Origin of the sequence: Nibricoccus aquaticus, from assembly GCF_002310495.1 — a bacterium.
Taxonomy (GTDB): domain Bacteria; phylum Verrucomicrobiota; class Verrucomicrobiia; order Opitutales; family Opitutaceae; genus Nibricoccus; species Nibricoccus aquaticus.
Window position 1 is genome coordinate 4,275,582 of record NZ_CP023344.1, and the last position, 18,686, is coordinate 4,294,267.

At 63.1% G+C, this 18,686-nt stretch carries 17 protein-coding genes; 8 read left to right on the plus strand and 9 right to left on the minus strand.

What is annotated here, in order from left to right; genetic code table 11:
• Positions 1 to 27: 27 nt before the first annotated feature.
• The 5 genes from CMV30_RS17270 to CMV30_RS17290 all read right to left on the minus strand — a co-directional run bounded on the left by CMV30_RS17270 (position 28) and on the right by CMV30_RS17290 (position 5,503).
• Positions 28 to 303, minus strand: a complete 276-nt coding sequence (locus CMV30_RS17270) for a hypothetical protein (RefSeq protein ID WP_096057188.1) — start codon at positions 301 to 303, stop codon at positions 28 to 30.
• Positions 300 to 1,115 (minus strand): segregation and condensation protein A, encoded by an 816-nt coding sequence (locus tag CMV30_RS17275; protein ID WP_096057189.1) that lies wholly within the window; start codon positions 1,113 to 1,115, stop codon positions 300 to 302. The genes CMV30_RS17270 and CMV30_RS17275 overlap by 4 nt, the downstream gene beginning before the upstream one ends.
• Before the next feature lie 234 nt (positions 1,116 to 1,349).
• A complete protein-coding gene (locus CMV30_RS17280) occupies positions 1,350 to 2,135 on the minus strand; it encodes a hypothetical protein (RefSeq protein WP_096057190.1) in 786 nt (261 codons plus the stop codon).
• A gap of 37 nt (positions 2,136 to 2,172) precedes the next feature.
• Complete coding sequence (locus CMV30_RS17285) at positions 2,173 to 3,351, minus strand: RsmB/NOP family class I SAM-dependent RNA methyltransferase (protein ID WP_096057191.1); 1,179 nt, start codon at positions 3,349 to 3,351, stop codon at positions 2,173 to 2,175.
• 61 nt (positions 3,352 to 3,412) lie between these two features.
• The gene (locus CMV30_RS17290; protein ID WP_096057192.1) at positions 3,413 to 5,503 is read right to left on the minus strand and encodes an LPS-assembly protein LptD; all 2,091 of its coding nucleotides are present in this window, start codon (positions 5,501 to 5,503) and stop codon (positions 3,413 to 3,415) included.
• 176 nt (positions 5,504 to 5,679) lie between these two features.
• On the opposite strand from CMV30_RS17290, the gene ppc reads away from it, so the two are divergent.
• Both ppc and glgB read left to right on the plus strand, forming a co-directional pair.
• The gene (gene ppc / locus CMV30_RS17295; RefSeq protein WP_245844297.1) at positions 5,680 to 8,427 is read left to right on the plus strand and encodes a phosphoenolpyruvate carboxylase; all 2,748 of its coding nucleotides are present in this window, start codon (positions 5,680 to 5,682) and stop codon (positions 8,425 to 8,427) included.
• 138 nt (positions 8,428 to 8,565) lie between these two features.
• Positions 8,566 to 10,776: a 1,4-alpha-glucan branching protein GlgB gene (gene glgB / locus CMV30_RS17300; RefSeq protein ID WP_217494418.1), complete on the plus strand. Its 2,211-nt coding sequence runs from the start codon at positions 8,566 to 8,568 to the stop codon at positions 10,774 to 10,776.
• Between the two features lie 90 nt (positions 10,777 to 10,866).
• On the opposite strand, the gene CMV30_RS17305 is transcribed toward glgB, so the two are convergent.
• The 4 genes from CMV30_RS17305 to blaOXA form a co-directional block, all read right to left on the minus strand.
• Positions 10,867 to 11,844 carry an ABC transporter ATP-binding protein gene (locus tag CMV30_RS17305; RefSeq protein WP_096057843.1) on the minus strand — a complete coding sequence of 326 codons (978 nt, stop codon included), beginning with the start codon at positions 11,842 to 11,844 and terminating at the stop codon, positions 10,867 to 10,869.
• A 114-nt stretch (positions 11,845 to 11,958) separates the two neighbouring features.
• Positions 11,959 to 13,050, minus strand: coding sequence for an NHL repeat-containing protein (locus CMV30_RS17310; RefSeq protein WP_096057194.1), 1,092 nt, complete (start codon positions 13,048 to 13,050; stop codon positions 11,959 to 11,961).
• 66 nt (positions 13,051 to 13,116) lie between these two features.
• Entirely contained in the window at positions 13,117 to 13,542 is a 426-nt protein-coding gene (locus CMV30_RS17315; RefSeq protein ID WP_096057195.1) for a hypothetical protein, read from the minus strand.
• Between the two features lie 53 nt (positions 13,543 to 13,595).
• Positions 13,596 to 14,351: a class D beta-lactamase gene (gene blaOXA, locus CMV30_RS17320; protein WP_175414937.1), complete on the minus strand. Its 756-nt coding sequence runs from the start codon at positions 14,349 to 14,351 to the stop codon at positions 13,596 to 13,598.
• A 197-nt stretch (positions 14,352 to 14,548) separates the two neighbouring features.
• On the opposite strand from blaOXA, the gene CMV30_RS17325 reads away from it, so the two are divergent.
• The 6 genes from CMV30_RS17325 to CMV30_RS17350 all read left to right on the plus strand — a co-directional run bounded on the left by CMV30_RS17325 (position 14,549) and on the right by CMV30_RS17350 (position 18,677).
• A complete protein-coding gene (locus CMV30_RS17325) occupies positions 14,549 to 14,959 on the plus strand; it encodes a DUF1398 domain-containing protein (RefSeq protein WP_096057197.1) in 411 nt (136 codons plus the stop codon).
• Positions 14,960 to 15,012: 53 nt separating this feature from the next.
• Positions 15,013 to 15,885 carry an RNA polymerase sigma factor gene (locus CMV30_RS17330; RefSeq protein ID WP_175414938.1) on the plus strand — a complete coding sequence of 291 codons (873 nt, stop codon included), beginning with the start codon at positions 15,013 to 15,015 and terminating at the stop codon, positions 15,883 to 15,885.
• A 119-nt stretch (positions 15,886 to 16,004) separates the two neighbouring features.
• Positions 16,005 to 16,412: an Ohr family peroxiredoxin gene (locus CMV30_RS17335; protein WP_175414939.1), complete on the plus strand. Its 408-nt coding sequence runs from the start codon at positions 16,005 to 16,007 to the stop codon at positions 16,410 to 16,412.
• 94 nt (positions 16,413 to 16,506) lie between these two features.
• A complete protein-coding gene (locus CMV30_RS17340) occupies positions 16,507 to 16,851 on the plus strand; it encodes a hypothetical protein (RefSeq protein WP_096057200.1) in 345 nt (114 codons plus the stop codon).
• Between the two features lie 191 nt (positions 16,852 to 17,042).
• Positions 17,043 to 17,768 carry a DUF899 domain-containing protein gene (locus CMV30_RS17345; protein WP_096057201.1) on the plus strand — a complete coding sequence of 242 codons (726 nt, stop codon included), beginning with the start codon at positions 17,043 to 17,045 and terminating at the stop codon, positions 17,766 to 17,768.
• Positions 17,769 to 17,861: 93 nt separating this feature from the next.
• Entirely contained in the window at positions 17,862 to 18,677 is an 816-nt protein-coding gene (locus CMV30_RS17350) for an SGNH/GDSL hydrolase family protein (protein WP_096057844.1), read from the plus strand.
• The last annotated feature ends 9 nt before the right edge of the window (positions 18,678 to 18,686 follow it).

Below are 18,686 nucleotides of genomic sequence, written 5' to 3' on the forward strand. Positions count from 1 at the left end.
AGCGAAGGAAGGGGAGAAAGATGAGGACTAGCGCGGGGTGGATTTGTGGATGATTTCGGCGAGCTCCTGGCGCTCGACTTGGGAGAGGTGTTTGCCGCGGAGTTTTAGTTCTTCGAAGGTTTTCACGACGGTCTCGGTCATGCGGCCGTGGGTTTCTTCGGAGCCGCCGACGATGGCGAATTGGTCGCCTTTGGTGATGCGTTTGTGGCCGTCGTCGTTATCGAGGCCGACTCCGAGAAGTCCGGCGGGACCGGCGGGCTTTTTCGCTTTAGCGGGAGTGCGTTTGACGGGCTTCTTGCTCACGAAAGCAACGTGTCGGGGGCGGAAGGTGTTTCAAGAGCGTTCTCGGCGGGCTGATCGGCGAGGAGGACGGGGAGGTCGGTGCGCGCGGTGACGAGGATGTCGTCGAAGGCTTCGGTTTGTTTGACGCGGAGTTTGCCGAGGCGGGTGAGTTCGAGGACGGCGATGAAGGTGGCGACGAGAACGCGGAGGCTGGTTTTTTCCGGGAAGAGGTCGGAGAAGATGAACGACTTCTCTGTCTCGATGCGCTTGAGGATCGTCTCCATCTGGTCGGAGACGGTGACCTGCTCGTCTTTGATTTCGCCGACGACGAGTTTTTCGGCGAGGCGGCGGAGGACGATGTTGAAGGAGTTCCAGAGTTCGATGCGGTCGACGCCTTTGAGCGGGCGCTCGTCTTCGGTGGGAGCGAGGGTGGAGACGAAGCGGACGAGTTTATCGCGCTGGAAGATGGCGAGTTCGTCGAGCTGGCGGGCGGCTTCCTTGAATTTTTTGTACTGAAGAAGCTGGTGAACGAGTTCCCAGCGAGGGTCCATGGCGTCGTCGTCGGTGGCGTTGGGATCGATGGCGTGGTGTCCCTTGGGGAGCAACATGCGGCTCTTAATTTCCATCAAGGTCGCGGCCATGACGAAGAACTCGCCGGCGACGTCGAGGTCGAGCTCGCGCATGGAGCGGATGACGTCGAGGTACTGGCGGGTGACCGACTCGATGGGGATGTCGTAGATGTCGATTTCGCTCTTGCGGATGAGGAAGAGGAGGAGATCGAGCGGGCCTTCGAAGGCCGGGAGTTTGATGCGGTAGTCAGCGTCGGGAACCACGGGGCGGCGATGCTTGGGCGGGGCGGGCGGCGGGCAATGCGAAAAATGGGGCGGATAGGGCGAGGCAGAATTCGGAGGAGGAACCGCTAATGAAAAAGGCCAATGGGGCGTTTTTAGGAAGTGCGGCTACGGCCAATGGCCTTCGCGACCGAGCGGAGACGGCCAATGGCCGTATTGGGGGGCTCGTGTTGTGCGGGCGAGCGAGGGGCTGCCGGGAGGAATTTTAGAGAAGCCTTACGGTTTGGCTTCTTCTGCGAGTTGCGGGAACTGCGGGTGGAGGCTGGGGAAACGTTTCAAGAGTTGGGAGTTCGGCATGCTGGTCTGGAAACGCTGATTCATCCGCTGGTTGCCGGTGGCGGTATCGCTCTTATATTCGATCAGGATTTTTTTTGCGTCAGGCGAAGGCGTGAAAGTCACAGCCAGCTCTCGAATGCCCTGCATGTAGAAGCTCTCGATGGCGCGATCAAAATCGATGAAAGCGGCGGTGGCGGCCGATTCGGAATCGAGGGATGCGAGCGACTCGGCGCGCCAGGCAGCGATCAGTTTCTCGCGCTCTTCTTTGAAAGCCGGGAGCGTGGCGGTGACCACGCCGTCTTTCACGGCGATCACTTCGAGATGTGCGTCGATGGTCTGCTGAATCGCGCGATCAAAATTCATCCGCGCTTTTGCGAGTGCTTTGGCTTCGCGTTCGTCGAGTTGGAGGATTTGCCGCACCGCAGGCTCTGGATTCGTCGAAATGAGCGACGGCATAAGAAAGCGGGCGAACTCTTGAGGGATGACGACCATGCCGGCCTCTTGGATTTCTTTCAGAGCGGATTCGAGGGGGACAGGCGAGGCTGCGCCGGGCGTGGGAGCGGTTGCTGTCGGAGTGAGCGGAGTAGATGAGGGAGCTGTGTGGGCGGGCGGAGTGGCTGATGGCGTGGGCGCCGGCAGCTGGGCAGGAGATTTCCAGAATGAAAATGCAGCGAAGAGGCCGAGGCCGGTGACTAGGCCGAGGATGAAGGCGGGGGCGGGCTTCATGAATTATCGACAGGACTAACGGGATTAACAGGATTAGTCAGAGCTCGCGGCGGAATGTGGCGGCGAAGAAGGCGTCAGTGTTGTGGGTGGCGGGGAGGATCGTGCGGGCGGGCGAGGCGGCGGTGAAGTGCGGGTGGGCGGCGTGGAAGGCGGTGGCGATGTCTTCGTTTTCGACGCGGCTGAGGGAGCAGGTGGCGTAGAGGAGGTGTCCGCCGGGGCGGACGTGGGGAGCGAAGCGGGTGAGGAGTTCGCGCTGGAGTTTCGCGGCGGAGGCGATGTCGGCTTCGGTCGTACACCATTTGAGGTGCGGCGAACGGCGCCAGGTGCCGCTGCCGGTGCAGGGGGCATCGACGAGGACGCCGTCGAACAGGCCGGCGGGTGCCGGGGAAACGGATACGTTGCGGAGGCCGGCGCGGGAGGCGCGGGTTTGAAGCTCGGCGAGGGCGGCGGGGCGGATGTCGTGGGCGGTGACGTGGCCGGTGGGACCGAGGAGGCGGGCGAGTTGGAGGGTTTTGCCGCCGGCGCCGGCGCAGGCGTCGAGCCAGCGGGTGCCGGGTTGTGGCGCGGCGGAGGTGAGGATGAGTTGGGAGCCGAGGTCTTGAATCTCGATCAGGCCGTGGGTGTAGGCGTCGGTTTGAGTGACGTCGGATTCGGTGAGGAGTTCGAGAGCGTCGGGGATGAGATCGGACGTGCGCCAGGTCCAGCCGCGGGCGTTGAACTCGGTGAAGACTTTTTCGGGTTTGTCGGTTTGAAGGCGGAGCCAGAGGGGGGAGCGGGTGTGGAGAGCGTCGAGGTTGGGCGACTCAAAGGCGGCGGGGCAGTGGGCGTGGAACCAGTCGGGTAGGAGTGAGGCGCGGGCGATTTCGCCGAGGTGGGCGGCTTTGGCGGCGACGGTGGGCGGCAGCTCGGGCCAGTCCGTCGGGACGAGGGCGGTTTTTAGCTGGCGGGTGGCGGGGACATCGGCGGCGAGCCAAGCGGTGGCGTGGATGGCGGTGACGTCGGAGATCGCGAGTGCGGCTTCGATCCACGGGAGGTGGCGGATGGCGGTGTAGAGGAGTTCGCGATACAGGCGGCGGTCGCGGGAGCCGAAGCGGCGTTCGCGGGCGAGGCGTTGCTGGAGGCGGGCGGGGAGATTGCGGTCGGTGCGGAGAAGTGGACGCAGTTCGGCAAAGAGCGCGAGGAAGGTGCGGGCCTGGTTGGCGGCGTGGGAATCCATTGTGGGAGAGTGCGGCGGATGCGGAAACGGAAGCCGGCGAGACGACGGCGCTCCCAAGGGATTAGAAGCCGACGAGATTTATCTGGATGTGGAAGCCGAACTTACTTTCGCGGCGCTGGCCGTTGTACACGGAGATGCCGTAGCGGATGCTCCAGAGGTTATCGAGGTTCTGAGTGATGCCGTAGCTTTGCTCGATGAAGCGGTCTTTGCGGGCGTCGAAGTGGAGGCGGGCGTACGTGCCCCAAGCTTCGTTGAAGCGGTAGCGGCCTTCGGTGACGTACTCGTGAATGTTGCGGCGGAGGAAATGATTGCCGAGGTAGAGCGACCAGACTTCGCCGTCGCGGAGCGTGAAGCCGGTGTTCAATTCGCGGAGGGTGAAATCCTGCGGGGTGACGCTTTGGTAGAGGTTAAATTCGAGCCATTTGACGGGCGTGAAGGCGAGGTCGGTGTGGATGGCGGAGAAGTCTTTTTCACCAAGCTCAGGGTCAGGGAGGAAGTCGGCGGCGAAATTGACGCGGAGGAGATCGCGCGAGCCATAGCGGCGGTCGCGGGTCTGGAACGTGTTGTCGAGAGCGAGGCGGACCGTGTTGGTGGCGCGGAGGTCGTCGATGGCGCGTTGTTCGCCGAGGCCGAGCGGTTCGAGATAAGTTTGGAAGGTGCGGTCGTCGATCGGTGGAATGTAGGCGCGGCCTTTGTTGGCTTCGGGGATGTAGCGATAGGAGAGCTTGGGCGTGATCAGATGGCGGATACCGTCGATGTCCCAGCGGTCGTTTTTGTAGCCGTAGAGTCCGCTGGCGCGGAGACTCAGATCGGCACCGACTTCGCCGAGGGTGCGGGTGTAGTCGTCTTTGCCGCCGGTGGCGCGGGAGTAGTGGGTGACGCGGGCGCCGGCGACGGGGGTGATGTTGAGCCACGCGCTGGGATTGATGGGGCGCGAGAGGCCGTAGTAAGCATCGAGGCGGTCGCTGCGGGTCGTGGGGCCGTCGTAGAGGGCGTCTTCGCGGAGGGCAGCGGCGCTGGCCTGGGCTTGTTGATAGAAGCCGAGCGGAAGGGCGGAGGGGAGGAGATCGATGCGGACTTCGGGGAGACGCTGCTGAACGCGGTAGTAGGAATTGGGCTGGGCGCGGAGGAAGGCGGAGACGATGACGTTTTCGCCGGTGTGGGCGGCTTCGAGGAAGGTGTCGGGCTGCTGGACGGGGTAAAAATCCTGAGGGCGGAAGTCGCGGGTGATCTCGGAGTCGCTCCAGTAGGCGAACTGGCCGTTGAGGGTGAGCTTTTCCGAGAAGCGTTGGCGGTGGGTCCATTCGACGTAGCCGCGGTCTTGGGAGATGGGCTGGCGGAGAATGTCGGTGAGACGTTCGCCGTAGTCGTGGATGTATCCGGTTTTCAGTTCGCCGGAGTAGGTTTGGTCGCCTTCGCCGCGCTGGTAGCGGGCGGCGGGGCCGACGAGGAAACCGCGTTTGCTGTAGAGGCTGAGGTCGCCGCCGACCTGGACGCCGCTGGCGACAGGAAGGCGCGTGCCGATGCCGGCGTAGGCACCGAGACTGCCACGGTAGCCGACGGTGGCATCGAGGAACGAGAAGAGGGGCTGGTTGAGGTTTTGTTCGTAGGTGATGAAGCGGAACGGGAGGACGGGGCCGACGCCGACGCGGGCGTTTTCGGCGCGGAAACTTTGTTTGGGGCGATAGACGAGGCGGTCGGCCTTGAGCACGGGGCCGGTGAGGTGGGGCTCGTGGTAGGTGAGGACAGCGTTGTTGATGGTGATTTCGTCGCGTGTGCCGCCGACGTCGGTGCCAGAGAGGTAATGAGGAAACTCGCCGAGCCTCATGCCGGTGACGCTGAAGGTGCGGTTGGTCGTGTTATAAGTGATTTCGTCGGCGAGGAGACGCAGGGGGCCGCGGGTGAGGCGGGCGTTGCCGCGCGCGATGGCGAGGTTGGTCTTGGGGTTGAAGCGGATCTGGTCGGCTTGCAGGACGGCGTCGCCGTAGGTGAAACGGGGTTCGCTGCCGGAGGCGCGAGTGACAACGGCATCGCCGGTATCGAGGTCGCTGGTGACTTGTCCGCCGGTGAGTTCGGGGCGGATTTCCTGGGCGGACAACGGCAGAGCGGCCAGAAGGGCGGCGAACAATGGACGGAGGATGCGGCGGGTCACGGTTAGCGGGAGCAAAGCGGGGGAGCGGACTCAGGCAAGCCCCGCATATTGGGGGGAGGTTTGGCCCACTTTTCGCTTTTCCGGGCCGGTGCCGCTGCTCATGGTCGCGGCCCGCGACGCCATTCCGACTCATGCCATCCACTTCTTCACGGTCCAAATCCACAGCGCTTCAAGACATGGCTCAGCTTCGCGCTGAGATCCGCTCACTCGGCTCGGCGCTCGGGCGAGTCATCAGCAAACTAGAAGGGGCAGATGCTCTGGAGACGGTGGAAACGCTGCGCACGCTGGCAAAGGCGGCTCGCGGCGGCGATGAAGCGGCGGCGGGGAAACTGGCGGCGGCGGTGGCGAAGCTGACCCCGGCGCAGGCATTCACGCAGGCGATGGCGTTCACGTTGTACTTTGAACTGGTGAATCTGGCGGAGGAAAACTTCCGCGTGCTGTTGCTCAGGAAGCGCCGGGCGGCGCGATTGCTGGCTGAACCCAAGTCCGATGATGCGCGGCCGATCCGCGAGTCGATCGAAGCGGCGGTGGTGGAATTGAAAAATCGCGGTGTAGACGCGGCGACGATGCAGGCGCTGGTGGACAGCGTGGCGATCGAACTGGTTTTCACGGCGCATCCGACGGAATCGAAGCGGCGCACGCTGCTCACGAAGCTGCGGAGGCTGGCGGATATTTTGCGGCATCGGGCGCAGCCGGAGCAGAGCAATCCGGACTTCAACGATCCGCAGTGCGTGGAGCGCGAGATCGTTTCGCTCTGGCTTACGGACCGAAGCCGCACGGAGCGGCCGGAGGTGACGGATGAGGCGCGCACGGGGCTGTGGTATTTCGAGACGACGCTTTTCGACACGCTGCCGCGGCTGCATGTGGATATGGCGCGGGCGCTCAAGCAGCACTTCCCCGAGGTGAAACCGCCGGCGCGCTGGCTGACGTTTGGCTCGTGGATCGGCGGCGACCGCGATGGGAATCCGAATGTGACGGCGAAGGTCACATCGGATGTGTTGCTGATGCACCGCCGACTGGCGGCGGAAAAGCTGCGTTCGGGCGTGTACGAGCTGAGCCGCTGGCTGACGATCTCGGACCGTCGGGAGCCGTTGCCGGCTGGCGTGAAGAAGCTGCTGCGCGAAAGCCGCCAGCTCTCGTCGCTCATCGAGCAGCTCAGCAGCCGGTACCCGCATGAACACTACCGCCTGTTGCTCGCGGGTCTGCGCGACCGGCTCGGGCAGACGGTGAGTGAAGTCCGCGGCGGGCAGGCGCTGGCGACTGCGGATGATGACGCGGGTAACTGTCTCACGGCGGAGGCGGTGAAGGAGACATTGCAGGCGATCCATGAGGCGCTGGCGTCGGGACGCGGTGCGTTGCTGACCGGCGGCGAATTGAAGACGGTGCGCGATCAGGCGGAGGTTTTCGGATTGCACGCATCGCGGCTCGATCTGCGCCAGCACTCGGGGCCGCACGAGGCGGCGGTGGGCGAAGTGCTCGGGCGCGCGGACTACGCGAAGCTTTCGGAAGAGGTGAAGCGCGGGCTGCTCGCCGAGGCGATCACGACGGCGAAACCGTTGACGGCGGCGAAGCTCGCGGCGTTTTCGGCGGCGACGCGCAACGTGATCGAACCGCTCGCGCTGACCGGGCATGTTTCCGCGAAGTTCGGGCCGGAGGCGCTGGGCATTTATATCATCAGCATGACGAGCGGCGTGTCCGATCTGCTCGAGGTGATGTTGCTGATGAAGCTCGCCGCCGCAGCGCCGCTCCCTATCGCGCCGCTTTTTGAGACGTTGGATGACTTGAACCGCGCGCCGGAGATTCTTTCGGAGTTGTTCACGCATCCGGTGTACGCGTCGGAGCTGGCAAAACATGCGCGGCATCAGCACGTGATGCTGGGCTACTCGGACTCGAACAAGGACTGCGGCTACCTCGCGGCGAATTGGGGGCTCTTCAAAGCGCAGGACAATATCTCGCGGGTGTGTCTCGGGCATGATGTGCGCGTGACGCTTTTCCACGGGCGCGGCGGCAGCATCGCGCGTGGCGGCGGCCCGGCGGCGAAGGCGATTCTGGCGCAGCCGATCGGGTTGCGCGACGGCGGCATACGCGTGACGGAACAGGGCGAAGTGTTGTCCACGCGTTATCACGATCCGGATCTTGCACATCGCATCCTGGAGCAGATGGCGTACGGCGTTTTGCTCGGAGTTCACGCGGCCAAGAATCATGAACCGGCACCGACCGAGTGGTTAAATGCGATGGAAAAAATGTCGGCGGTGGGTGTCGCCGCTTACAAGGCGCTGGTCCACGACGACCCGGATTTCCTGGCGTTCTGGAAGCAGTCCACGCCAATCGACGAGATCAGTAACTTGAAGTTCGGTTCGCGGCCGACGTTCCGCAAGAACACGACGAGCGTGGAAGATTTGAGGGCGATTCCGTGGGTGTTTTCGTGGATGCAGAGCCGGTTTGTTTTTCCGGGCTGGTTCGGGCTGGGCGCGGCGCTGGACGCAGTTTTATCGCAGGGGGCGGCGAGCAAGAAGTTGTTGCGCGAGATGTATGCGAGCTGGCCGTTTTTCAAGACGATGATCGACAACGCGCAGCTCACGCTGCGCAAAGCCGATCTGCCCATCGCGCGGCTCTACGCGGAGCTCGTGGAGGAGCCGCGCATCAAGAAGAAGATCCTCGGCGCGCTCACGAAAGAGTTTGAGCTGACAGAGGCGGCGATCCTGGCGATCACGGGGCAGAAGCAACTGCTGTCGGACGAGCCGGTGCTCTTGAAATCCGTGCAGTTGAGAAATCCTTACATCGATCCGCTCAACTATATCCAGGTGGAGATGATCCGGCGTCTGCGCTCGGGCAAACTGAGCAAGGACGAGGACGAGGCGACGCGCGCGGTGGTGGAGCTGACGATCAACGGCATCAGCGGCGGGTTGAAGAACACGGGGTGATGACTTGGTGCAGGCCTTCGGAGAAATCTCCGGTGGCCTGCTGGCACGTTTTCCGCAGAGGGGAACGGGTGAAGCGCGTTCATTGCGCGCTAGACCTTCTGCCTGGATAGCACACGTTTCACCCAACCCTCGCTTCCCGTGATCATCGCCCAAACCGAACTCGACTCCTTTCTGAAAGCCACCAACTCCGCGCCGCATGATCTGCTCGGCATGCATCCGGCAAAAAAGGGGCGCAGCCAGGGCGTACTCGTGCGGGCGTTTTTGCGCGAGGCGGCGGCGTGTGTCGTCGTCGATGTGACGAAGGGTGACGAGTACCCGATGGAGCAGCTGGCAGCCGAGGGATTTTTCGAGGTGTTCATCCCGAAGATTAAGGAAGTCTTCGCGTATGAGTTGAAGACGAAGTTTCATAACGGTGAGACGCGCCAGTTCCGAGATCCGTATTCGTTTCTCCCGATGCTCGGCGATCTGGACCTGCATCTTTTCAACGAAGGCAACGATCACCGCATCTACGAAAAACTTGGCGCGCATACCCGGGTGATCAATGGCGTGCCGGGTGTGTCATTTGCCGTGTGGGCGCCGAGCGCGGCGCGCGTGTCGGTCGTCGGAAATTTCAATCACTGGGATGGGCGCTATTTCCCGATGCGCACGCTCGGTGCGTCGGGAGTGTGGGAGCTTTTCATTCCTGGGCTCGGCGAGGGCGAACTCTACAAGTATGAGATCTACGACCGCGCCGGGAAAATCCATCTGAAGACCGATCCCTACGGGCTCTATTTCGAAGCGCCGCCAAACAACGCGTCGGTCGTTCACAACCCGAGGAAGTACAGCTGGGGTGACTCGGCCTGGATCGAGCAGCGCCGGGCGAAGGCGGGCCAGCTCGATCAACCGATGTCGGTTTACGAAGTGCATCTGGGCTCGTGGAAGCGCCGGGCGGGCGCGGCTGACGAGCTGTTCAGCTACCGCGAGCTCGCGCCGATGATCGCCGACTATGTGATCGAGATGGGGTTCACGCACATCGAGATCATGCCGGTGGCGGAGCATCCGTTCGATGGGTCGTGGGGTTATCAAGTCACGGGGTATTTTGCGCCGACGCAGCGCTTCGGAACGCCGCAGGATTTCGCGTTTTTCGTCGATCACCTGCACCAGCGCGGCATCGGCGTGATCATGGACTGGGTGCCGGGACATTTCCCGCGCGATGCGTTCGCGCTGGCGGAGTTCGACGGCACGCACCTCTACGAACATGCGGACCCGCGGCAGGGCGCGCACATGGATTGGGGGACGTTGATTTTTAACTACGGGCGCAACGAAGTCCGCTGTTTCCTCGTGGCGAACGCGCTCGCGTGGATGGATCTCTACCACATCGACGGGCTGCGGGTGGACGCGGTGGCCTCGATGCTCTACCTGGACTACTCACGCAAAGAAGGTGAGTGGATTCCCAACCAGTACGGCGGCCGTGAGAATCTGGAGGCGATCCAGTTCCTGCGCACGACGAACGATCTCGTTCACCACTATTTCCCCGGCGCAGTGATGATCGCGGAGGAATCGACGTCATTCCCCGGTGTGAGCAGGCCGACAAAAGACGGCGGTCTCGGCTTCGACTACAAGTGGAACATGGGCTGGATGAACGACACGTTACGCTATTTCCAGAAGGAGTCGGCGCACCGGAAATTCCATCAGAACGATCTGTCGTTCGGGATGCTGTACCAGTACTCGGAGAACTTCGTGACGGTTTTCTCGCACGACGAAGTGGTCCACGGAAAACAGTCGCTGCTGTTCAAGATGGGCGCGTGGCACATCGCGGAAAAGGCCGCGAATCTACGCGCGCTCTACACGCACATGTGGGCGTGGCCGGGCAAAAAACTGCTCTTCATGGGCTGCGAGTTCGGGCAGTCACGGGAGTGGAACTACGCCGTCAGTCTCGACTGGCATTTGCTCCAGTACAAAGACCACGATGGCATCCGGCTGCTCGTGAAAGATCTCAATCATCTTTATCGAAACGAGCCGGTGCTGAGCATGAACGATTTCAACTCGCAGGGGTTTCGCTGGATCAACTGCAGCGACACGGATGCCAGCGTGATGGCGTACCTGCGCGTCGATCCGTTTGAGGAGAATATTTTCGCGATCGTCGGTCACTTCACGCCGGTGATCCGCGAGGGCTACCGGATTGGCGTTCCGCGCAAGGGATTCTGGCGCGAGGTGCTCAACACGAACAGCCAGCACTATGGCGGCAGCGGACTGGGCAACGGCGGCGGGCTTAACGCCGAGGACGTCGAGTACGACGGACACAGCCAGAGCCTGAGTGTGACATTGCCGCCGTTCAGCACGACGATCTTCAAGTGGTCGGCGAAGTGAGGAGAGGCGATTTGGCGATACCGAAGCTTGAGATCTGCGGTATCGCTTCGGCGCGTTAAGGCTAACGCGCCCTACCTCGGATAACCGCGCTTAGGCGGTGGCGAAGAGCTCGGCGATGACGTCTTCGAGCGGAATGTCTTCGATGGTGATGTCGGCGACGGGGCCGGCGGTGAGGATTTCTTGGGAGACGGCGATCACGGCATCGGTGGGGACGCTGAGCGTGAACTGGCCTTCGTCGGAGCGCGTCGCGGTGCCGTGCTGCGAAGTCCAGGTGACAGGGAAGGCGGCGGGATCTTGCGGGATGAACTTGATGATCTTCTTGCGCGTGCCCGAGCCGGCTTCGAGGCGGTCGAGGGAGCCGTCGTAGATTTTTTTGCCTTTGTTGATGACGATGACGCGTTCGCAGAGTTCCTGGATGTCGGCCATGTAGTGGCTCGTGAGGAGGATCGTGACGCGGTACTTGCGGTTGTAGGCGCGGAGGAAATTGCGAACGGCTTTCTGCGAAATGACGTCGAGGCCGATGGTGGGCTCGTCGAGGAAGAGGACGCGCGGGCGGTGGAGAAGGGCGGCGATGAGCTCCATCTTCATGCGTTCGCCGAGGGAGAGCTCGCGGACCATGACGTTGAGCTTGGCTTCAACGCCGAGCAGCGAGACGAGTTCGGCGAGCGTCTCTTTATACTGCGCCTCGGAGATGCCGTAGATGTGGCGGAGCAGGAGGAATGACTCGATGGCGGGAAGATCCCACCAGAGCTGGTTTTTCTGGCCGAGGACGAGGGCGAAGAGGCGGCGGTAGGCGTTCTCGCGTTTCTTGGGCTCGAAGCCGGCGACGCGCGCGGTGCCGCTGGTCGGGTAGATGAGGCCGGCGAGCATCTTGAGCGTGGTGGTTTTACCCGCGCCGTTGGGACCGAGGAAGCCGACGAATTCGCCCTCGGCGATGTCGAACGAGATGTCTTTGGCGGCGGCGGTTTCCTCGAACTCGCGTTTGAAAAGTCCCTTCACCCCGCCCCAGAAGCCAGGCTGTTTTTTGTAGGTGCGGAAGATGCGGGTGAGGTTGCGGACTTCGATCATGGAGCGCGGAGTGAAGCGCAAAGCGCGCGCGGCGCAAAGCGGAAGCGTGGAGATTTTCTGCGGGTGCCGGGAGATGTTGCGCGGAGGCTGCCGCGAGTGGGTGAGAGGGCGAGATCAGGGCTGTGGACGCAGGACACGGAGGCGGTGGGCTTCACTGTCGCCGATGTAGACGGAGCCGTCGGTATCGACGAAGACGCCGTGCGGGCGGTCGAGGGCGCAGGCGGCGGCATTGCCATCAGGGCCGTCGCCTTTGGTGCCGGTGCCGGCGATCACCTCGATGAGGCCGGTCTTGGCATCGATGCGGCGGATGGTGTGGCTCTCGGTGTCGGCGAGCCAGGCGTTGCCCGCGTGATCGAGGGCGATGCCTTTGGGGCCGCTGAGGGTGGCGGCGAGCGCGGGGCCGCCGTTGCCGGTGAAGCCAGGTTTGCCGGTGCCGGCGATGAGACGGATGCGGCTGGCGCGCAGATCGAGTTGGAAGACCTGGTTGCCTTCGCGGGTGACGAGCCAGAGGTTGCCGCTGGCATCGACGTCGAGCGAACGAGGGTTGTTGAAGGGCGTGCCGGTGATCGGAGAACCATCGGGAGTGGGGCCGGGCTGGCCGGTGCCGGCGAGAGTCGTGACGATGCCTGTAGTCAGATTGATGTGACGGATGACGTGGTTGCCGACGTCGCAGACATAGAGACTTCCGTCGGGCGAGAACTGGATGCTGTGCGGGCCTTTGAAGGTGGCATCGCTGGCGGGGCCGCCGTCGCCGGAGTAGCCGCGTTTTTGCGGGCCGCCAGCGATGGTCGTGATGATGTGCGTCTTCGCGTCGATGCGGCGGATGGCGTTGTTACCGGTGTCGGCGATGAAGAGGTTGCCCGCGGCGTCGAAGCGCAGTTCGTGCGGGAGATTGAACGAGGCCTGCGAGGCGGGACCGCTGTCGCCGTCGTAGCCTTTTTTGCCCGTACCGGCGAAAGTCGTGATAGTGCCGTCGGTGGAGATGCGGCGAATGGTGTGGCCGGCGTGTTCGCAGAACCAGAGAGCGCCGTCGGGGCCGCGGACGACACCGTAGGGATCGTTGATCTGCGCGAGGTGGGCGGGGGCGCCGTCGCCGGTTGTGCCGGCGATGCCAGCGCCAGCGACGGTGGAGATCGTCCAACTGGTCGTGGCGTTAAGGAGCGGGGAGAGGAACAGGCCGAGAGCGAGGGGGAGAAGAAAGCGCATGGTGAGAGCAGGGGCTTCGAGGCGGGCGGGCGGCGAAGCGTTTGTCTTTGGACGGTGGGAATCGGGCTAGAGTTTTTCGCCGAAGCGCAGGGGTTTGGTTTTCTTCTTTTTCTTGGGCGACGGTGGGATGCCGATGCGGGGGTCGCGGGCTTTGGCGAGGCGGACGAGTTTTTTGGCGTCGCGCTCGAAGGTGTCGGCGGACTCGGGGAGGTAGAGCCACTTTTTCAATACAGGGTGCTGTCGGAGCGCGGGGAACTCGGCGAGGAGGCTGGGCTGATGTTCGTGAAAGGTGCAGACGAGGACGCCCTGCCAGGGCTCGCCCTGGGTGGAGAGGAAGAGCTGGTGGTTGCCATGGAGCATGATGGTGCGGCCGCCGAACCAGGATTTGAGAACGAAGGATGGTTCGTCGGCGAGGGGCTCGGCGAGCCAGACGAGGGGATGCTCGGGGCGGGCGGCTTTGGCGCGGAAGGCGGAGGCGCGGGTGGGTTTCATGGGCGATTGCGAGTAGCTGACGGTGGATGGGCGCGGGCGATTTTCAATCAGGCTCAGGGAGGTGGTGTGGTACCGGAGGGGAGCGCGCCGAGGTGGACGAGGTTTTCGTAGGTGATGGCGATGCGGGCGCGGATGACTTCGCGGTCGGTCTTGGCGTCGAGGTTGGTCGCAAAATAAACCGGGCCTTTTGGCGTTTCGATCCAGCCGACGTGCCAGCCAACGGGGTGATCGACGGTGGTTGAGGTGAGGCCGGTCTTGGCGCGGAGTGTCCAGTCGTCGCGGCGATCGCGGATCATGATTTCCTTCACGGCGCGCATCGTCTCGGTGCGGAAGGGAAGCGCGTCGTCGCGCAGGCTGCGGAGGAAGGCGATTTGTTGCACGGCGGAGATGCGAAGCGAGCCGGTGAGCCAGAAGCGGTCGATGCCGCCGGAGATGTCGGCGTTGCCGTAATAGATTTTATGGAGCCACTGGCTCATGCGTTGTCCGCCGGTGCGGCGGGCGAGTTCTTGATAGAACCAGACGGTGGAAGCGCGGAAGGCGTCGCGCATGGATTGGTCGCGGTTCCATGCGGGCGAGCCGCGGTCGTTGCGGTCCCATGCGAGGATTTCGTCGATGCTGGCAATGGCGCCGCATTCTAGAGCGATGAGCGAGTTGGGGATTTTGAAGGTGGAGGCGGGGAGGAATTTTTCCTGCGAGCGTGCGCTGTCGTTGGTGAGCCAGCGATCGGTGGCTGGCTGGTAGGCGACGAAAACGCCTTGGAGTTTTCGCTGCGCGAAAGGTTTCGCGAGGATCGGATCGACAGTGAACACGGGAGCCGCGGTTGCGGATGCGCTGAAAGCGATCGGCGCGGGGAGAAGGCAGAGTAGAAACGAGAAGAGGCGTGGCACGCGCGGGAAGGTCGCGGGTGATGTCCGCGGAATCAAGATGGGCGGTGTTGAATCCGCAGATTGAGAAAATGTCCGAAAGTCTGTCACAGCGGGGTGGCGGGAATTGTCCAACCGTGCGTATGGATACTTCTCTCATTTACAAAACCGCCCTCCAGACGCTCGCAGGCACGATCTCGTTTCCCGAGGTTGTCGGCGCGCTGCTCGGAGCGGGCGTGCATTATTATCAGGTCGATTATGTCGGCTTGCGGAAAACGTTTTATGGGGCGGACGGCGCCGTCGCTGTGACGCCGCTCACGGTTGAAGGACTGCCGACGGTGGCGGAGTTTTTCGACGCGCCAGCGTTGAAGGCGGCGATCATCGACAGCCAGCGGAACGGGCAGACGTTTCGCGATTTTTCGCGGCGTGCGATGAGCGCGGGAGTGCAGGGTTATTATGCGTTTCTGAAGGGGAAGCGCGTGATGTATCTCGGACGGATGGGCGAGCAGCACATCGAGTGGTTTCCGGGATCCGCGCCTGCGCAGTCGTCATGAGCAGGCGCGGTGCGCGTTCTTGCCGAGAAGCGGCGGGTCTCGATGATCGCGGGATGCGCCCGAAGCCGGCTTCACCCTTTGCCTCTGTCGATCCTGACGACGAGGCGCGGGTGGTGGCGGCCAAGGCGGGCGATATGAACGCGCTGGATGCGCTCGTGCGACGGCATCAGCCGTGGGTTTTCAATCTCGCGCTGCGCATGGTGTGGCGGCGCGAGGCGGCCGAGGATGCGACGCAGGAAATCTTCCTTAAGGCCGTCACGCATCTTGGGAGCTTCGAGGGACGCAGCCAGTTTTCCACCTGGCTGCATCGGATCGCGGTTAATCATCTGCTCAACGTGCGGAAGTCCGAGATGGAGGCGCAGTCGATGACGTTCGACGACATGGGGCGTTCGCTCGATAGCTGCGTCGATAGCGAACTGCCGGACGAATCCGTGTTGCCCGTCGATCATGGACTGCTCGTCGAAGAGGCGAAGCTCGGCTGCATCACGGCGATGTTGATGTGTCTCGATCGGAGGCAGCGGCTGGCGTTTATCCTCGGGGAAATTTTCGGCGTCACGAGTGAGCAGGGCGGGGAGGCGATGGAAATTTTAGCCGAGAATTTCCGGCAGCTGCTCACGCGCGCGCGCCGCGATCTCTATCAATTCATGCAGGGGAAATGCGGTCTGGTGAACGCGCTCAACCCGTGTCGCTGCTCGAAGAAGGCCGGTGCTTTTATGGCGAACGGCTGGCTCGATCCCGCGAAGCGGCAGTTCACGCGGGAGCGTCTTGCCGCCGTTCAGGACGTGACGCCGCACCGGCTGGACGAGCTGGCGGAGATGGAGCGGGCGCACGCGGAGCATTACCGGTCGGCGCCGTTGAGTGACGGGCCGGATTTTTCGGCGAAGCTGCGCGCGGTGGTGGCGCGCTCGGGTTTCGCGAAAGAGTAAGCGCGGATGAGGAAGCGGGGTGGATTTCGCTGGCGGGTTAGACTTCCGGGCTGATGCGGGTTTGGTGCGGCGGGGCAGGCGCGTCGCCCGGCCTCATTCACTTAATCCATCGAAAATATATGAGCACCTCCCTTCCTCCCATCGCTGAAACGATTTCCCAAGGCGGCCGCGCCGGTTCTGTCGAAACGTCCGAAGAGGGCTTTAACCTGCACTTCAAGGCTCCGTCGGAAAAGAATCCGCAAGGGCTGACGCCGGAGCATTTGTTCGGAGCGGCGTGGGCGGCGTGTTTCAACGGGGCGGTGAAGTATATCGCGAAGGAGTCGGGGCACGCGGACGAAGGCATCACGGTCACGGCACGCGTGCAGTTGCACCCGAACGGGCCGCAGCCGTTTTCGGTGGAGCTGCTGGTGAGCATTCCCGATCTCGATGAGCACAAGGCGCAGCATGTGGTGAACAAGGCGCACGCGATGTGCGCGTACTCGAAGGCGACGAAGGGCAACGTGAGCGTGAAGATCACGCTGGACTGAGCCGGGCGAGCGCGAGGGAGCGCGCGGCGAAGTTGTTTTTCGCAGAGGCCGCGCGCTCATTGACCCGCTTCCGGAAACCCGGAAGAACGGGGCGATGCGGTTAAAAATCAAATGGAACGACGACCGGGTGCGCGGAGCGGCTACGGCGCTGCTGCTCATCGGTCGCGATTTGTTGAGCCGGGGAATCACCGAGGATTTGGTGGCGACGGCGCTGACGTTGTATCGGGACGATCCCGACGGCTATAAACTCAGCAAGGCGGCGTGGGCCGATGTGCGGGAGCCGGGGCCGCTGACCAAACCTCAGCATGTGGCGTACTATAAAAACCTGCTGCTGGCGGTGGACGCGTTGCTCGTGAAGACGGCGCAGGCAAAGCGCGAGTTCAACAGTTTCACGGATCTGGATAATTATCTGATCACCGCGCTCAAGGGTGTGCGTTGAACGCGACGATCCGTTCGAGGTGAGCGTTGGAGATGATCGCTCGTAGCGCGGTGATGGAGGGAATACGGGCGTTTCGCAGCGGTGGAAAAAGACACGGGCGGGAGACAAATTTTCGGGCGCGGTGTCTGGCCGGACTACACTCGTTCGTAGGTAAGGAGACCGCTCACCTTAAACCCTATTGGAGAACCGCCATGTCCATGACCTCTGCTCATCCGCCTGTTTCGTCGCGTGCCGAGTGGCGCGCGCAACGTCTTGCCCTGCTCGAAAAAGAGAAGGCTGTGACGCGTCAGTACGATCGTGTCGCGGCCGAGCGCCGCCGTCTGCCGATGGTGCGGCTGGAGAAAGACTACGTTTTTGAAGACGCCTCCGGAAAGCGGCGGCTGGTGGATCTTTTCGAAGGGAAGGATCAACTCATCGTTTATCACTTCATGTTCGATCCGGATAACGAGAAGGGTTGTCCGGGGTGTACGGGTTTTGTCGATTCGCTGGGTGATCTTTCGATGCTGGCGGAGCGCAGAACGGCGTTTGCGCTAATCTCGCGCGCGCCGTTTGCGAAGCTGGAGGCCTATCGCCGGCAACACGGATGGACGCGTGCGTGGTACTCGTCGTTCGGCAGCGATTTTAATTACGACTTCCACGTGACGCTCGATGAGAAGATAGCGCCGGTGGAGTACAACTACCGCTCGAAGGACGAACTGGTAGCCCACGATCCCAACAACAAGCCGGCGGGCGAGGCGCACGGGCTCAGCGTTTTCTTCCGTGTGAACGACGAGGTCTTCCACTGCTACTCCTCTTATGCGCGCGGTGTGGAAAGCCTCACGGATGCGTACAGTCTCCTCGATGTGACGCCGTTTGGGCGGCAGGAAGATTGGGAGGATTCGCCGAAGGGCTGGCCGCAGAAACCGACCTACGGTTGAGCGGGGGCGTGAGAGAGTGCAGGGCGAGGGATTTGAGGAATCCGTTATCAATGAACTCGGCGGCTGGCGTGCGTGGTGCGTAGGATGCGGGCCATGCATCCGGTCCGGCCCGAATCTTTTGCCCGTTATGTCGCGCTCGGCGACAGCTCGACCGAGGGCATCGACGATCCGGATGGCGCGGGCGGTTATCGCGGCTGGTCGCAGCGACTGGCGGAGCGTGTCGATGCGGCCCAAGGAGGTGGATTGCTCTACGCGAATCTGGCGGTGCGCGGGCTGACCACGCGGCAGGTGCGCGAGCGGCAGCTGGCGGCGGCGCTCACGATGAGGCCCGATCTGGCGACCGTGTTTTGCGGGACTAACGACGTGACGGCGGCGCGGTTCGACGCCGCTGCGGTGGCGGCGGATATCGCGCAGATGCAGCGCGCCTTGGTGGAGGGCGGGGCGACGGTGCTGAGTTTCACACTGCCCGATCTCACGCCACTCATGCCGCTGGCGCGGCTGATCGCGCCGCGCATCGCGGCATTGAATACGGCGCTGGCGGAGGCGTCGCGGGCGAGCGGGGCGATCCTGCTGGATTTTGCGGCGCATCCGGTGGCGACCGACCGGCGCTTGTGGAGCGAGGATCGGATCCACGCGAATGCGGCCGGCCACGCACGTATCGCGGATGCGCTCGCGCAGGCGCTCGATCTACCGGGAAGCGACGCTGCGTGGCGGACGCCGTTTGCGACGCCGCTGACTCAGACGCGCTGGCAGTGGGTAGCAGCGGAAGCGCGTTGGGCGCGCCGGCATTTGTTGCCTTGGATCTGGATGGGAGTGCGCGGGCGTTCGATGGCTGATGGACGCGGGCCTAAGCGGCCCGTACTCACAGCACCGTTAGCAGGTCCCGCATCGCGAATGAATGCGGGATGACTAGCGTGG

Coding starts and splice junctions, on each gene's coding strand:
- CMV30_RS17280 (WP_096057190.1), bottom strand. CDS start 2,135: ATGAAGCCCGCCCCCGCCTTCATCCTCGGCCTAGTCACCGGCCTCGGC.
- CMV30_RS17285 (WP_096057191.1), bottom strand. CDS start 3,351: ATGGATTCCCACGCCGCCAACCAGGCCCGCACCTTCCTCGCGCTCTTT.
- ppc (WP_245844297.1), top strand. CDS start 5,680: ATGGCTCAGCTTCGCGCTGAGATCCGCTCACTCGGCTCGGCGCTCGGG.
- CMV30_RS17305 (WP_096057843.1), bottom strand. CDS start 11,844: ATGATCGAAGTCCGCAACCTCACCCGCATCTTCCGCACCTACAAAAAA.
- CMV30_RS17310 (WP_096057194.1), bottom strand. CDS start 13,050: ATGCGCTTTCTTCTCCCCCTCGCTCTCGGCCTGTTCCTCTCCCCGCTC.
- CMV30_RS17315 (WP_096057195.1), bottom strand. CDS start 13,542: ATGAAACCCACCCGCGCCTCCGCCTTCCGCGCCAAAGCCGCCCGCCCC.
- CMV30_RS17325 (WP_096057197.1), top strand. CDS start 14,549: ATGGATACTTCTCTCATTTACAAAACCGCCCTCCAGACGCTCGCAGGC.
- CMV30_RS17330 (WP_175414938.1), top strand. CDS start 15,013: ATGCGCCCGAAGCCGGCTTCACCCTTTGCCTCTGTCGATCCTGACGAC.
- CMV30_RS17335 (WP_175414939.1), top strand. CDS start 16,005: ATGAGCACCTCCCTTCCTCCCATCGCTGAAACGATTTCCCAAGGCGGC.
- CMV30_RS17340 (WP_096057200.1), top strand. CDS start 16,507: ATGCGGTTAAAAATCAAATGGAACGACGACCGGGTGCGCGGAGCGGCT.
- CMV30_RS17345 (WP_096057201.1), top strand. CDS start 17,043: ATGTCCATGACCTCTGCTCATCCGCCTGTTTCGTCGCGTGCCGAGTGG.
- CMV30_RS17350 (WP_096057844.1), top strand. CDS start 17,862: ATGCATCCGGTCCGGCCCGAATCTTTTGCCCGTTATGTCGCGCTCGGC.